This window comes from Achromobacter sp. RT286_PF (genome assembly GCF_059760425.1).
This window is the reverse complement of the sequence record NZ_JCBAMR010000044.1, coordinates 25,623-37,740: the sequence shown is the minus strand read 5'-3', so window position 1 is coordinate 37,740 and position 12,118 is coordinate 25,623. Positions and strand designations below refer to the sequence as shown.

Annotated in this window: 13 protein-coding genes; 5 read left to right on the top strand and 8 right to left on the bottom strand. The window is 67.2% G+C overall.

The window, feature by feature from the left end:
- Nucleotides 1–831: LysR substrate-binding domain-containing protein (locus AC6LJY_RS24440; protein ID WP_498136955.1), on the bottom strand; the 831-nt coding region annotated here is incomplete at its 3' end.
- Nucleotides 832–957: 126 nt separating this feature from the next.
- Between AC6LJY_RS24440 and AC6LJY_RS24435 the strand changes: the two genes are divergently transcribed.
- Nucleotides 958–2,448, top strand: a complete 1,491-nt coding sequence (locus tag AC6LJY_RS24435) for an MFS transporter (protein WP_498136954.1) — start codon at nucleotides 958–960, stop codon at nucleotides 2,446–2,448.
- Between the two features lie 162 nt (nucleotides 2,449–2,610).
- Here AC6LJY_RS24435 and AC6LJY_RS24430 read toward each other — a convergent pair whose 3' ends face one another.
- Nucleotides 2,611–3,510 (bottom strand): LysR substrate-binding domain-containing protein, encoded by a 900-nt coding sequence (locus AC6LJY_RS24430; RefSeq protein WP_498136953.1) that lies wholly within the window; start codon nucleotides 3,508–3,510, stop codon nucleotides 2,611–2,613.
- Nucleotides 3,511–3,622: 112 nt separating this feature from the next.
- Here AC6LJY_RS24430 and AC6LJY_RS24425 point away from each other — a divergent pair, with 112 nt between their 5' ends.
- A complete protein-coding gene (locus AC6LJY_RS24425) occupies nucleotides 3,623–4,288 on the top strand; it encodes a flavodoxin family protein (RefSeq protein ID WP_046804630.1) in 666 nt (221 codons plus the stop codon).
- On the opposite strand, the gene AC6LJY_RS24420 is transcribed toward AC6LJY_RS24425, so the two are convergent.
- From AC6LJY_RS24420 to AC6LJY_RS24395, 6 genes are all read right to left on the bottom strand, one after another.
- A complete protein-coding gene (locus AC6LJY_RS24420; RefSeq protein ID WP_498136952.1) occupies nucleotides 4,237–5,040 on the bottom strand; it encodes an AraC family transcriptional regulator in 804 nt (267 codons plus the stop codon). The genes AC6LJY_RS24425 and AC6LJY_RS24420 overlap by 52 nt on opposite strands.
- 169 nt (nucleotides 5,041–5,209) lie before the next feature.
- Entirely contained in the window at nucleotides 5,210–6,175 is a 966-nt protein-coding gene (locus AC6LJY_RS24415) for a proline dehydrogenase family protein (RefSeq protein ID WP_498136951.1), read from the bottom strand.
- A 95-nt stretch (nucleotides 6,176–6,270) separates the two neighbouring features.
- Nucleotides 6,271–7,518 carry a D-amino acid dehydrogenase gene (locus tag AC6LJY_RS24410; protein WP_104145426.1) on the bottom strand — a complete coding sequence of 416 codons (1,248 nt, stop codon included), beginning with the start codon at nucleotides 7,516–7,518 and terminating at the stop codon, nucleotides 6,271–6,273.
- A gap of 137 nt (nucleotides 7,519–7,655) precedes the next feature.
- Nucleotides 7,656–8,093 carry an Rrf2 family transcriptional regulator gene (locus tag AC6LJY_RS24405; RefSeq protein WP_498136950.1) on the bottom strand — a complete coding sequence of 146 codons (438 nt, stop codon included), beginning with the start codon at nucleotides 8,091–8,093 and terminating at the stop codon, nucleotides 7,656–7,658.
- A gap of 56 nt (nucleotides 8,094–8,149) precedes the next feature.
- Nucleotides 8,150–9,367 carry an NO-inducible flavohemoprotein gene (gene hmpA / locus AC6LJY_RS24400; protein WP_046804527.1) on the bottom strand — a complete coding sequence of 406 codons (1,218 nt, stop codon included), beginning with the start codon at nucleotides 9,365–9,367 and terminating at the stop codon, nucleotides 8,150–8,152.
- Between the two features lie 110 nt (nucleotides 9,368–9,477).
- Complete coding sequence (locus AC6LJY_RS24395; protein ID WP_485858486.1) at nucleotides 9,478–10,116, bottom strand: 4'-phosphopantetheinyl transferase family protein; 639 nt, start codon at nucleotides 10,114–10,116, stop codon at nucleotides 9,478–9,480.
- Between the two features lie 135 nt (nucleotides 10,117–10,251).
- Here AC6LJY_RS24395 and AC6LJY_RS24390 point away from each other — a divergent pair, with 135 nt between their 5' ends.
- The 3 genes from AC6LJY_RS24390 to AC6LJY_RS24380 are packed head-to-tail and all read left to right on the top strand — an operon-like array spanning nucleotide 10,252 to nucleotide 12,109.
- Nucleotides 10,252–11,007 (top strand): beta-ketoacyl synthase chain length factor, encoded by a 756-nt coding sequence (locus tag AC6LJY_RS24390; RefSeq protein WP_046804629.1) that lies wholly within the window; start codon nucleotides 10,252–10,254, stop codon nucleotides 11,005–11,007.
- Nucleotides 11,004–11,852 (top strand): lysophospholipid acyltransferase family protein, encoded by an 849-nt coding sequence (locus tag AC6LJY_RS24385; protein WP_498136949.1) that lies wholly within the window; start codon nucleotides 11,004–11,006, stop codon nucleotides 11,850–11,852. The genes AC6LJY_RS24390 and AC6LJY_RS24385 overlap by 4 nt, the downstream gene beginning before the upstream one ends.
- On the top strand, nucleotides 11,849–12,109 hold the full coding sequence (locus tag AC6LJY_RS24380; RefSeq protein ID WP_046804525.1) for a phosphopantetheine-binding protein: 261 nt from the start codon (nucleotides 11,849–11,851) through the stop codon (nucleotides 12,107–12,109). The genes AC6LJY_RS24385 and AC6LJY_RS24380 overlap by 4 nt, the downstream gene beginning before the upstream one ends.
- Nucleotides 12,110–12,118: the final 9 nt, after the last annotated feature.

Below are 12,118 nucleotides of genomic sequence, written 5' to 3'. Positions count from 1 at the left end.
GCATTGTATTGATGTTGGTGTTTGGTTTGTTTTTTTACAAGCAGAAGACGGCAAACGATTTTTGTTCCGTGGTCGCGTGGACCCGGGGATGTGTATAAGAGACGGGCCCAACGCCGCGCGCAGGCCCAGACCCGACCCCGCCGACACGGCCGCCCACAAGCCGGCCAGGCTGGGGCTGGTGAACGCCGCGCGCCAGTTCACACCGGCGCGGTCCAACGCGTCGGTGGCACAGGTGCGAAACAGGCAAGGCGCCTCGAAGGCCACCAGCGGCAGTTCGCCATCGCCGTCGCCGCGCGGCGGATCGGCAAGCTGGCTGGGGCCGATCCAGCGCATGGGCAGGTCCAGCAGGCGTTCGGCATGCGGCAGGCGCGCATCAAAGTCCCAGGCCAGCGCCAGGTCCAACTGCCCCAGCGCCATGCGTTCCAGCAGTTCGCCGTTGCGCGCCACCCGTGCTTCGATCCGCACATGGGGATGCGCGCGGGCGAATTGGCCCAGCACGCGGGGCAACAGCATTTCGCCGCAGTCTTCCTGCATGCCCAGGCGCACGCGGCCGGACAGCTCGGCGCCTTGCACGGCGCGGGCTGCCTGGTCGTTCAGCTCCAACAGGCGGCGGCCGTAGGCCAGCATGGTCTGGCCCGCGTCGGTGAGCGCCAGGCCGCGCCCGGCCTTGCGCAGCAGCGGCACACCGGCCTGCTCTTCCAGCTTTTTCATTTGCGCGCTGATCGCCGACGTGGATCGGCCCAGGCGGTCGGCCGCCCGGCCGAAGCTACCCAAATCGACGCCCGCAACGAAGCTGCGCAGGATGTCCAGGTCAAAGGTTACGGGTCGCATGGGTCGCCTTGCTGGGCCTTAATAGTCCAGTTTTTCAAAACTATTGAATCAATATTTCCTGATTTTCAGAACGATAGCAGACGCGCAAACTGGCCGGGTCCTTTTTTAAAAGCTCTGGAGTTCCGCATGTCCGACATCCCCGCCCCTGCGATTTTGCTGTCCGCCCCGGCCGCGCCCGCCGCGCACCGCTGGAAAGTGCTGGCGGTCGGCGTGGCCGCCAACGCGGCCTTTTCGGCCGCCGCCGCCGGCCTGCCGACCACGGCGGTGTTCATGCGTGCCGGTTATCGGCTGGACAACGATCAGCTTGGGCTGGCGCTGGGCTTGATGGGCCTGGGCGTGGCCTTGTTTGAATTGCCCTGGGGCCTGCTGACCGACCGCTGGGGCGACCGCCCCGTCCTGCTGACGGGCCTGAGCGCCACGGCAGCCGCGCTGGCCTGGCTAAGCGTGTTCGCCTCGCCCACGGCCGGTGTGGTGCCCAGCTTGTGGCTCTTGGCGGCGGGTCTGGTGCTGGTGGGCGTATTGGGCGGCAGCGTCAACGGCGCCAGCGGCCGGGCCGTGATGGCCTGGTTCGGCGATAGCGAACGCGGGCTTGCCATGAGCATCCGCCAGACCGCCGTGCCGCTGGGCGCAGGCCTGGGCGCCCTGCTGCTGCCTTGGCTGGCGGCACGGTCCGGGTTTGCCGCCGTCTTCGGCGCACTGGCCGCGATGTGCGCAGCGGCGGCGGTGCTGGCGGTGTGCTGGCTGCGCGATCCGGGCGAATTGCGCGGTCCGGGCGGATTGCGCGGTCCGGGCGAATTGCGCGGTCCGGGCGGCCCGCGCGCCGCCGCGCGGGTCACGGCAGAGCCGGACTTGACCGGACTCGACCAGATAGAAGCCGTCCAGGCCGGCCCCGCCTCGGCTGAGCCCACTTCCGCCTTGCCTGAGCCCGCCTCCGCCACCGCCCCGGCCACCACCACCACCACCACCGCCACCGCCCATGCCGCCCCAGGCCGCCATGCCGCCGCCCGCCCCACCACGCGCGGCCCGTTGCGCGATGCGCGCGTCTGGCGCGCGGCGGCGGCGATCGGCCTGATGTGCTGCCCGCAGTTCGCGGTGCTGACCTTTGCCACGGTGTTCCTGCACGATTTCAGCCAGGCGGGCATCGGCACGCTGACTGCCGTGATGGTGACGGTGCAGTTGGGCGCGATGGTGGCGCGCATCGCCAGCGGCCGGTGGACCGATCGGCACGGCAACCGACGCGCCTTTTTGCGCCGCTGCGCGCAACTGAGCGCGCTGATGTTCGCGGCGTTGGGCGCGGTCGCCTGGCTGGTCAGTGGCGGCCCCACCACGCCGGGCGCGGTGCTTGCCACGGCAGCCCTGCTGACGGCGGCGGGCGTGTGCGCGTCGGCCTGGCACGGCGTGGCATATACCGAACTGGCGACGCTTGCCGGCGTGAACCGGGCCGGCACGGCGTTGGGCATGGCGAACAGCTGCGTCTACCTGGGCCTGTTCCTGACGCCCGTTGCGCTGCCGCACGTGGTGGCGGCCAGCTCGTGGCCCGCCGCCTGGGTGCTGGCGGGCGTGGCGATGCTGGCCGCCCTGCCGCTGTTGCCGCGCGCGTCATGGCGGGCGAGCTGACCACGCGCAGGTCACGGCAGGCGACATTGCCGCGGGCGTTGCCGCAAGCGCCAGTACCGTTTGCATCGCCGCCGGTGACATTGGCACGTGCATCGCCGCCGGCGACATTGCCCGCTAGTTGCGTGTCGACGAGGTTGCAACGCGCATCGCGGCAGGCGACCGCTACGCCTGGAATTCCCGCGTCAGCCACGCCAAAAAGGCCCTGACTGGGGGATGGCGTTCGCGCCCGGGCGCGCACAGGGCCGTGTAGGCCGCGCCGGGCACGCGCACCTGCGGCCGGTACGCGGCCAGGGTGCCGGCGCGCACGCTGTCGGACACCATGACCGAACTGGCCAGCACCAGCCCCTGCCCCGCGATGGCGGCTTGCAGCGCGTAGTGTTCTTCTGCGTAGGCGTGCACGGCCGCGGGTTGGCGCCATGCGGGCATGCGCGCCGCCTGGCACCACGCCAGCCAGCCTTGTTCGTACAGATCCGAATCGCGCCAGCGCACCGTCACCAAGGCAGGCGCCGCTTTGGCCGCGCGCGTCTTCGCCATTTGCGCGATGAGCCCGGGCGCGCCGTAGACGCCAAACCACTCCGGCAGCGTCGCGGCGGTGTGCAGGGCGGGATAGGCGCGTCGGCTATAGCGCACCGCCACGTCCACGCTGGCGTCTTGCAGCAGATCCACGGGGTCGGCGCCGGTTTGCAGGTTCAGCTGGTATTGCGGAAAGGCTTGATGAAAGCGTCCCAGTCGCGGCACCAGCCACAGGGCCGCGAAGGAATGCGTGGTCGATAGCGTCAATGCGCCGGAGGCCGGTTCGGGGCGCAAGGCGTCCAGCGTTTGCGCAATGTCCAGCAGCGCGCCGTGCACGCTGATGAAAAGGCGCGCGCCTTTGTCCGTCAGTTTTACGCTGCGTGGCTCGCGGTCGAACAGCGGAAATCCCACCTGCCGTTCCAGCGACTTGATCTGGTGCGACACCGCCGTGGGCGTCACCGCCAATTCAGCGGCGGCCAGCTTGAAACTGCGCAGCCGCGCGGCGGCCTCGAACGCGCGCAGGGCGGTCACCGGCAAGGTCGAAAACATGGAGACTGGACAACCTTATGGATGAAATTAATTCATCTTAATCAAGGATTCATCATTTGTCGTCGACAAGCCGGATTTCTATATTGAAGGCACGAACTCATTCGGAGCCATCATGAATCAAAATCATCCATCCCAGCGCCTGCTGATCCTGGTCGGCAGCCCCCGCCGCGACGGCAACAGCGCCGCATTAGGCGCCGCCGCGCAACGTGGCGCAAACGCCGCCGGCATATCCACCAACCTGCTTTTCCTGGACGATTACCTCCACGGATTCCTGTCCGACCTGCGCCACCAACCCGCGCCCGATGACCGCTATTCGGAACTGTTTCTTGAACACTTCCTGCCTGCCGATGGCGTGCTGATCTGCACGCCCATTTATTGGTACGGCATGTCGGCGCAGACCAAGGCTTTCTTTGACCGTTCGTTCAGCCACTATGCCGGCAGCGGCCCCGAGCCGGAACGCGTCAAGGCACGCATGACGGGCAAGCGCCTGGGCTTGGCGGTGGCGTCCGAGGAAACCTACCCCGGGGCGGCGCTGGGCATCGTGCATCAGGTGCAGGAATACGCGCGCTATTCGCATTCCGAATTCGTGGGCTATGTGCACGGCGCGGGCAACCTGCGCGGAGAAATCGCGGCCGATCCGCGCCAGCCCTTATTGGCGGCCGAGCAGCTGGGCGCGTCGTTCTTTACCCGGAAATATTCCGATTACCGCATCGAAACGCCCCGCCCTCACAACGTCTGGGAACCCGCGCGCAGCAGCACGCCGGGCGTACTGCCGTAGACCTGCTTGAACACGCGCGTCAGGTGCGCCTGGTCGGCGAAACCCACGGCCTGGGCCGCTTGCGCCAGCGGCACGCCGCCACGCAACAACACCCGTGCGCGCGCCACGCGCCAATTACGCAGCCACGCTTGTGGTGGAAGCCCGTAGCGGCGGGCAAACTGCTTGACCAGCGTGGTGCGGTGGCGGTCCTGCGCGCGGGCCAGCGCATCAAGGTCCGGCGCGCAGGCGGGATCGGCCGCCATGCGTTCGCGCAGCAACGCGCAGACGTCGGACGCGTCGCTGTCCGCAGGCGTGGTCGCGTCGCCATGCGCGTTAAGCAGGCCTAGCAGCGCGGCCGAGATTCGTTCGCGGCGTTCGCCGTCCGCCATGGCGCCGGGCGCCAGCGCGTTTAGCCATTGTGCGCACAACGCGGGCGCGCGGATCACGGGGCCCGATATGCGCGCGGCGCCTCCCAGCATGGCGCGCGCGTGGTCATCGAACCAGGCCGGGTCGATGTACGCCATGCGATAGGCCAGCGGCGCGTCGGACGTGCCGCCCGTGTGCACTTGGCCGGGTGCGATCACCACCAGGTCGCCGGTGGCGGCAACGTGGGTGTGGCCCTGTACGGTAAAAGAGCACCGGCCGCGTTCGATGGCGCCAATCGACCAGGCATCATGAAAGTGCGGCGCGTAGCGATACGCCCGCAGGTCCGCGATCAAGACGTCGCCGGGCAGGCCCGCGCCGCAATGCCAGATATGTTCAGATGCAGCCATCAAATAGCCAGAAGTGGATAGCCAGAAATAGATAGCCAGAAGTGGATAGCCAGAAATAGAGGGCCAGAAGTCCTTGCGCGACTGCCGCCAGCCCGGACGGCAGCGGCGTGGCGTGGCCCATAGCGCGCCGGCCTGTCGCCCTGCCGTCTTATCGCCCCGCTCCGCTACGCTAGCCGAAGTACCGCCCATCCGCGGTCAGCGAGCGCGCCAACAGCCACGCATTGGACGGATTTTCGCCGACGCGGCGGATGGCGTAAGGCCACCAGTCGGCGCCGAATGGCAGGTAGACCCGGACGTTATAGCCCAGGCTGCGCAGCGCCATTTGCCAGTCGGGGCGCACACCATAAAGCATTTCAAATTCGAACGCGTCGGGCGACCATCCCCGCTCGCGCGCCAGCGTCATGATGGCGCCGGCCAGCCTGTCGTCATGCGTGCCGAACACCGGATAAAACCCCGCTTTGCGCGCGTCGTGCGACAGCATGATGGCGGCCGCGTCCAGATAGGCCAGGTCGATCCGGGCGCGGCCCGCATGGTCCAGCGCGCGCTCGGGAAACGCGCCTTTCACCAGCCGCAACGACGTGTGCCGGCGCACGGCCCAGGCCAGGTCTTCGGGCGTGCGCCGCCGCCGCGCCTGCAAGGTCAGGCCGACGGGCAAGCCGTCTTCCAGCAAGGCACGATGTAGCGCGCAGGTGCGATCGCGGATGGTGGAATCTTCCATATCCAACATCATGCAGTTGCGGCGGGTGGTGGCGGCGCGAGGGCTTGCAATGGCGTCGGCGATACGGCGCGCGTTGGCGGCGCCCAGCGCGTCGCTGGCCATGTAGCCGATGGCGGTGGGGTCCACGGATACGTGCACGTCCAGCCCGGCCGCGCCCAGCGCGCTACAGGCGTCGAGGGCTTGCGACACGTTGTGTTCGATGGCGGCGGGGTCGGCCACGTATTCGCCCAGGTAGAACAACGATGACCGGATGCCATGGGCCTGCCACAGCCGCAACGCCGTGCGAACGGCGGCGTGCACATCCGTGCCGCCGACAAAGCGCTGCGCCAGCGACGAGCGCGCCGCCACCGCCCGCATTGCGCGCCCCATGACGGGGCTGCGCGCCAGCGCGATGGTGGTTCTTTGGAAAATGCTCATGAGTGCTCCCGCTAGAGAGCCGCACTATGGCGTGGCCGAACGCGCTTGTATTGAACGCCCGTGAACGCGGGGAATGGCGCCTGGGGGACGCGGGCTCAAGGCCGAAACGGCGCCGGGTCCAAGGGCAGTTCCAGCCCGGCCATCTGCGCCGTCAGCAACGCGGCGCTGCCGCAGGCCAGCGTGAAGCCCAGCGCGCCCTGGCCGATGTTCAGCCACAGGTTGTCGGCCGCCGGACTCTGCCCGATCAACGGTTTGCCGGTAGGCGTGGCCGGGCGCAAGCCGGCCCAGGGGATGGCTTGCGTCAGGTCCAGCGCGGGAAACGCCTCGCGCACCTGGCGCTTGAGCAGTTCCACGCGCGCCGGATCGATATCGGCGTTGGCGCTGCCGATATCGACCATGGCGGCAATGCGCAGCACCTTGCCCACGCGCGCATAGACGATGCGGCGCTCGTAATCCGTCACGCTGATACGCGGGGCAACCGTGTCGTCGTCCGCCAAGGGCACGCTCAGGCTGTACCCCTTTAGCGGATACAGGGGCACGTCATGCCCCAGCGGCTTGAGCAGCGCACGGGTGCCGATGCCGGTGGCCAGCACGATGGCGTCGGCGCCGATGTCGCCATGGCGCGTGTTCACCGCGACGATGCGGCGGCCTTCGCGCTGCAAACCCGTCACGGGGTTGGACATGGCGCACTCCACATTGCCCAGCGCTTGCAGGCGGTCGAACAGGCCTTCGGTGAACTGACGGCAATCACCCGCCTCTTCGCTGGGCGTGTAGATCGCGCCCGCCAGGTTGCGGCCCATGGCGGCCAGCGCGGGCTCCATTGCCAGGGTTTGCGCCGCATCCAGCACCTGCTGCTGCGCGCCGTGCCCCGCCTGGTAGGCCACTAGCGCGCGCGCCTTGTCCAGCAAGGCGGCGCTGCGGTAGGCGATCAGCTTGCCGTTTTTCAGATGGCCAAAATCCAGGTTTTCCTGTTGCAGCAGCGTGTGCATGACGTCGCGGCTAAGGTAGGACAAACCCAGCAACTGCGCGGTGGACGCCTTGGCCACCGACGCGCGGCAGGCCAGGGCAAATTGCACGCACCAACGCCATTGGTGGGGGTCCAGCCGGGGCCGGAAGCGCAGCGGGGAATCCTGGCGCAACAGCCAGCCCGGCACGCTGGGCAAGACGCCCGGACCGGCCAGCGGCGCGACGTAGCTGTAGCTGAGCTGGCCGCCGTTGGCGTAGCTGGACACTTCCGCCGGCCGCGCCTGGCTGTCCACCAGCACCACATCGTGGCCCTGGCGCGCCAGGAAATACGCAGACGTCACGCCGACAACGCCCGCACCGATTACGCAAACGCGCATGCCTTCATCCAATCAAACAGGGAATCTCCCATTTTGTAACGGCCATGGGCAGCGCGGCAAATGCCAAACGCCGCAGCATCCATAACAAAACATCATGGGATTGAGGGGGGCAAGCGGGCCGGGCCAAGGCTGACGGGTCAGGCGGCGCGGTGCAGCTTGATGATGGCGGCGGCGGTGGGGTCGCGCACCAGATCGGCCAGCGTGTAGCCGTTAAGCGCGTCGTAGAAGGCGTTCAGGGTCTGGGCCAGCACGCCCGCCAGCCGGCAGGCGCCGTCCAGCGCACAGGGCGGTTCGCGACAATCGATCAGCGGACCCTGCTGTTCCAACTCGCGGATCAGGTCGCCGATGGGATAGCTGCACGCGTCGCGCGCCAGCCGCAAACCGCCGCCCTTGCCCCGCACGGTACTGATCCAGCCGCGTTGCGACATGAAGTGCACCACTTTGACCAGATGATTGCGCGACACGTCGAAACGCTCGGCGATCTCCGGGATGGTCACGGCGCTGGGCCGGTCTCGGCACTGCGTCAGATACATCAAGACGCGCAGGCCGAAATCGGTGAATCGGGTCAGTTGCATGGCGAGGTTCGGGTGGCCGGTCGGCCCGAAAAGTTCAGGCCGCCAGGATACACCGCTCAGGCAGGAGCGCCGCCGGTGCCAAAGGCCTCGGCGTGGATGCGCGCGGGTTCCACGCCCAGCTCCAGCAAGGCAGAGCGTTGCGCGGCCATGAACGGCGCCGGACCGCACAGGTAATAATCGGCGCCCGGCACGATGGCCTCGTCCGCGATGGCGCGCAGGTTCACGCGGCCACGGTGGTCGTAGTCTTCGCCGGCCTTGTCGGCGTGGCCGACTTCTTCATAGAAGACCGCCTTGCGTACATTGCCGCGTTCTGCCGCGATGCGGTTCACGTGGTCGCGCATGGCGTGCACCGCGCGGTTGCGACAGCCGTGCACGAACCGGATCTGGCGCTTGTCGTCGGTGCGCACCAGATGGTTCAGCATCGACACCATCGGCGTCAGCCCGACTCCGCCACTGAGCAGCACCACGGGCGCGTCGCTGTCTTCTTGAAGATAGAAATCGCCTTGCGGCGGCGCCACATCCAGCACGTCGCCCTCTTGCAGCCGGTCGTGCAAGGTGTTGGACACCCGGCCTGCCGGCGTCTGGGCGCCCGCGGCCTCGCGCTTGACTGAAATACGCAGGCGATCTTGCCCGGGCGCGTCCGACAAACTGTATTGGCGCGGCTGCATCAGGCCCAGCTCGGGAATGTAGACGCGCACGGACAGGTATTGGCCGGGGCGATAGGCGGGCACCTTGCCGCCATCGGACGGCGCCAGATAGAAGGACGTGATTTCAGCGCTTTCCGGCTGCTTGCCCACGATGCGAAAGGCGCGCCACCCCGTCCAGCCGCCCGGCTTGGCCGCCGATTCGGCATACAGGCGCGATTCTTCGGCGATCAGCAAGTCCGCCAATTGGCCATAAGCCGCGGCCCAGGCATCCACCAGTTCGTCGGTGGCGGCCTCGCCCAGCACTTCACGGATGGACGCCAGCAAATGCTTGCCAACAATAGCGTAGTGCTCGGCCCGGATGCCCAGGCTGACGTGCTTGTGCACGATACGCGTCACCACGGGAGCCAGCACGGAAGGGTCGTCGATATGTTCCGCGTAGGCGGTCACGGCGCCGGCCAGCGCATGCTGCTGCTGGCCGCCGGCCTGATGGCCCTGGTTGAACACGTGCTTGAGCTCGGGGTTGTGCTCGAACATGCGCGCGTAGAAATGACGCGTCAGCGCCACGCCATGGGTTTTAAGGACGGGGGCCGTGGCTTTGACCAGCGCGCGGACTTCGGGGCTCAACATCTTGCTGCTCCTTGAATTGCGATCGGGCTCGCTTTAAACATATATTCATAATACATCTTTAAGAACGAAGGGTCATCTTCAAGAACCAAGGACACATCCCGGCGCACCCCTTAATCGATGTCGCGTAGCCATTCGCCAACAAGTGTTAGCGCCGGCAAGGCGCAGCCGGCGCCCCCGCGCCAAATTGGATACCTTGTGGCCGGGTCCGGGCCCTGCCACACCACGGAGGCCATCCATGCGTCCCCCACCATCCAGCTGGCCGCCTGCCACGGGCCGGGCGGCGCGCGTAGCCGCCATGTGCCGTCGCCATCCCTGGTGAGGCCAACCGTGGCCATATCCGCTGGAAAAGCCAATTTTGCTGCCTTGATCAAGGCTTCTTTCAAGGTCCACAGCAGGTAAAAACGATGGCATTGGGCCGGCCCCTCCAAGGCGGCCAGCGCCACGGCCTCTTCCGTTGAGCACACCCAAGCGGCCAGCGCGGCAAAATCCCGTGTCCGCAGGCGCTCAAGGTCGGCGCCCACTGCCCAGCCGTCCGGGGCGCGGGCACAGACGGCGTGACCGCCGCTGTGGCTTAGCGACGTCACGCCGCCCGCAGGGGTGGACCGGCGCACGTCATGCAGCAAGGCGCGGCTGACCCGCCAGTCTTCGCGGGCCTTGGGGCCGGATCGGGCGGGCGCCAGCAAGGCGTCGTTTTCGGACAGGTCCTGCACCCGATAAAGATCGGCGGCGCCTTTGTCCGCCCAATACATGAATAGTTCCTGAATTTCCACGGCAATAAGTAACCAATTACATTTCGAAGACGCGAAACCCCTTGCTGTGGCGTCGACACAAAGTTACTACTGAAAACAAATTCCATGAGCGATGACATAGTAGAATCGCGCGCTATGTTGACGTTTTCAATCGCGCAATGGCAAGGTTGGACGCAAGGAATGGAGTCGCCCGAAGACTGGTTTCATTGGGCGCAACACCCTTACTGTCCGCTTGATGACGCACGCGCGCCCCGCCTGGACTTTCTGCCCCCGATGCAACGCCGCCGGCTCAGCCCGCTTGCCCGCGCGGTGTTCGAATGCGCGTGGCCGCTAGCGGCCGGGCGCCCGGCGATGCCTTTCGTGTTTGCCTCGCGGCACGGCGAAACCACCCGCAATTTCGGCCTGCTGCAAGCGCTGGCGGCGAATGAACCGCTGTCTCCCACCGCGTTCGGCCTGTCGGTGCACAACGCCATTGCCGCGCAGTGGTCGATCATACGCGGTGAAACCACCGAATCCGTCGCGCTGTCGGTGGACGACGACGGCCTGGAGCACGCGTTTGTCGAAGCCGCCATGCTGCTCGACCAGGGCCATGACGACGTCCTGGTGGTGCTGGCCGAAGAACGCCCGCCCGCGCCCTATGCCGCCTGGATCGATGACGTGCCCTACACCTACGCCGCCGCGTTTCGTTTGCGCGCCGGCTCGGACTGGTCACTGGCCCTGTCCTCCGGCGCCGGCGGCCACCGCCCGCCACCCACGTCGTCCTTCGACTTGACGGCAGCAGAGCACGTTTGGCCCAACCCCTTGAACCTGCTGCGCCACCTGACGCTGCGCACCCCCACTTGGGGGCACGCCAATCGCGCCCGACGCTGGACCTGGACCCGCACCGCATGACTAGCACCACCCAACCCCGCCAGGACTTCTGGCTTTGGCGCCTGCTGGCCACCGGCATGGCCTTCACGATGTTTGGCGTGGGCGGCGTGCTGTTGCGCGTGCTGGTCTTCCCGCCGCAGCGCCTGCTGCCGGGCGGCCGGATCGGACGCCAGCGGCGCGCGCGCTGGGCGCTGAACCGCACGTTTCGCCTGTTCATCCGGTTCATGGTTCGGGTGGGCATCCTGACCGTTGAATTCAAGGGCGCCGACCGCCTGGGCAAGCCCGGCCAGATGATCCTGGCCAACCACCCGTCGTTGCTCGATGTGGTGTTTCTGGTGGGACACGTCAAGAACGCCAACTGCATCGTCAAGCATGGGCTGGCCACCAACCCGTTCACGCGCGGCCCCGTTGCCAACGCGGGCTACATCACTAACGACGAGAGCTTCGACATGTTTGACCGCGCCGCTGATGTGCTGCGCAACGGCGAAACGCTGATCGTCTTCCCCGAAGGCACGCGCACGCCGCCTGACGCATTGCCGCAGTTTCACCGTGGCGCCTGCGCCATTGCGCTGCGCGGTGCGCGCATCGTCACGCCCGTGGTCATCCAGATGAACCCGCGCAGCCTGACCAAGGGCGAACCCTGGTACCGGATTCCCGCGCGCCGCATGCGCTATGTCATCCAGGTGGGCGAGGACATCGACCCGACCATCTGGAGCAGCGCGCATCCCCTGCCCGCCGCGGGCCGCAAGATGAATGCCTGGCTGCATGCCTATTTCGAAGCCGAGCTGGCGCGCACCGCGCCGGCCGGCGCTGTCATGAACGAACACGCCACCCGGGACGGTGGCAACGGAGTCAAAGCGGGATGAACCAATTGGAACTTGAGCTCAAGACGCTCGTCATCGAATCGCTGGGTCTGGAAGACATCACCCCCGACGACATCGCGTCCGACGCCCCGCTGTTTGGCGAGGGATTGGGGCTGGATTCGGTCGATGCCCTTGAGCTGGGCCTGGCGCTGCAAAAGCGCTACAGCATCGCCATCGATCCCGAAACGCGCAACATGCGCGAGCATTTCACCAGCATCAGCAGCCTGGCGGACTTTGTCGCCGCGCAGCGCCGCGCTTAACGCAGATGG

Bases quoted from the DNA above. Each gene is read 5' to 3' on its own strand.
- AC6LJY_RS24415 (WP_498136951.1), bottom strand. From the start codon at position 6,175: ATGAGCATTTTCCAAAGAACCACCATCGCGCTGGCGCGCAGCCCCGTC.
- hmpA (WP_046804527.1), bottom strand. From the start codon at position 9,367: ATGTTGAGCCCCGAAGTCCGCGCGCTGGTCAAAGCCACGGCCCCCGTC.
- AC6LJY_RS24380 (WP_046804525.1), top strand. From the start codon at position 11,849: ATGAACCAATTGGAACTTGAGCTCAAGACGCTCGTCATCGAATCGCTG.
- AC6LJY_RS24430 (WP_498136953.1), bottom strand. From the start codon at position 3,510: ATGTTTTCGACCTTGCCGGTGACCGCCCTGCGCGCGTTCGAGGCCGCC.
- AC6LJY_RS24390 (WP_046804629.1), top strand. From the start codon at position 10,252: ATGTTGACGTTTTCAATCGCGCAATGGCAAGGTTGGACGCAAGGAATG.
- AC6LJY_RS24420 (WP_498136952.1), bottom strand. From the start codon at position 5,040: ATGGCTGCATCTGAACATATCTGGCATTGCGGCGCGGGCCTGCCCGGC.
- AC6LJY_RS24435 (WP_498136954.1), top strand. From the start codon at position 958: ATGTCCGACATCCCCGCCCCTGCGATTTTGCTGTCCGCCCCGGCCGCG.
- AC6LJY_RS24385 (WP_498136949.1), top strand. From the start codon at position 11,004: ATGACTAGCACCACCCAACCCCGCCAGGACTTCTGGCTTTGGCGCCTG.
- AC6LJY_RS24405 (WP_498136950.1), bottom strand. From the start codon at position 8,093: ATGCAACTGACCCGATTCACCGATTTCGGCCTGCGCGTCTTGATGTAT.
- AC6LJY_RS24410 (WP_104145426.1), bottom strand. From the start codon at position 7,518: ATGCGCGTTTGCGTAATCGGTGCGGGCGTTGTCGGCGTGACGTCTGCG.
- AC6LJY_RS24395 (WP_485858486.1), bottom strand. From the start codon at position 10,116: ATGTATTGGGCGGACAAAGGCGCCGCCGATCTTTATCGGGTGCAGGAC.
- AC6LJY_RS24425 (WP_046804630.1), top strand. From the start codon at position 3,623: ATGAATCAAAATCATCCATCCCAGCGCCTGCTGATCCTGGTCGGCAGC.